We start from the raw sequence: 1113 nt of genomic DNA on the forward strand, positions 1-1113 counted from the left end.
GGGGTAGAGCGGGTGCTTGTCGGCGAGGGCCTCGACCCGGGCCTTGAGCGCCGCGGCGTCGTAGCTCGGCTTGAGGGCCTGGGCGATGACGTCGGCGACCTCGGCGAAGTCCTCGGCGGTGAAGCCGCGGGTGGCCAGGGCCGGGGTGCCGATGCGCAGGCCGGAGGTGACCATCGGCGGGCGCGGGTCGTCGGGGACGGCGTTGCGGTTGACGGTGATGCCGACCTCGTGGAGGCGGTCCTCGGCCTGCTGCCCGTCCAGCTCGGAGGCGCGCAGGTCGACCAGGATCAGGTGCACGTCGGTGCCGCCGGACAGCACGTCGATGCCGGCCTCCCGGGCGTCCGGGGCGGTCAGACGCTCGGCCAGGATGCGCGCGCCCTCCAGGGTGCGCTGCTGGCGCTCCTTGAACTCCGGCGAGGCGGCGACCTTGAAGGAGACGGCCTTGGCGGCGATCACGTGCTCCAGGGGGCCGCCCTGGAAGCCGGGGAAGACGGAGGAGTTCAGCTTCTTCGCGAACTCCTTCTTCGCCAGGATGATCCCGCCGCGCGGGCCGCCGAGGGTCTTGTGGGTGGTGGAGGTGACCACGTCGGCGTAGGGGACGGGGCTGGCGTGCAGGCCCGCCGCGACCAGGCCAGCGAAGTGGGCCATGTCCACCCACAGGTGGGCGCCGGCCGCGTCCGCGATACGGCGGAACTCGGCGAAGTCGAGCTGGCGCGGGTAGGCCGACCAGCCCGCGATGATCACCTTGGGGCGGTGCTCCAGGGCGAGCTTCTCCACCTCGGCCATGTCGACCAGCCCGGTCGCCGCCTCCACGTGGTAGGCGACCACGTTGAACTGCTTGCCGGAGAAGTTCAGCCGCATGCCGTGGGTGAGGTGGCCGCCGTGGGCCAGGTCCAGGCCGAGGATCGTGTCGCCGGGCTGGGCCAGCGCGAACAGGGCGGCCTGGTTGGCGGAGGCGCCCGAGTGCGGCTGGACGTTGGCGTACTCGGCGCCGAACAGGTCCTTGACCCGGTCGATCGCGATCTGCTCGGCCACGTCCACGTGCTCGCAGCCGCCGTAGTAGCGGCGGCCCGGGTAGCCCTCGGCGTACTTGTTGGTCAGGACCGAGCCCTG

The 1113-nt window shown here is 72.3% G+C and carries 1 protein-coding gene; it reads right to left on the bottom strand.

The window, feature by feature from the left end; translation table 11 throughout:
* A partial coding sequence (glyA, locus tag AQJ58_RS40215) for a serine hydroxymethyltransferase (RefSeq protein WP_067259580.1) occupies positions 1 to 1113 on the bottom strand: 1113 nt, incomplete at both ends.

The sequence above is a fragment of the Streptomyces sp. DSM 15324 genome, assembly GCF_001514285.1.
Classification (GTDB): Bacteria; Actinomycetota; Actinomycetes; order Streptomycetales; family Streptomycetaceae; genus Streptomyces.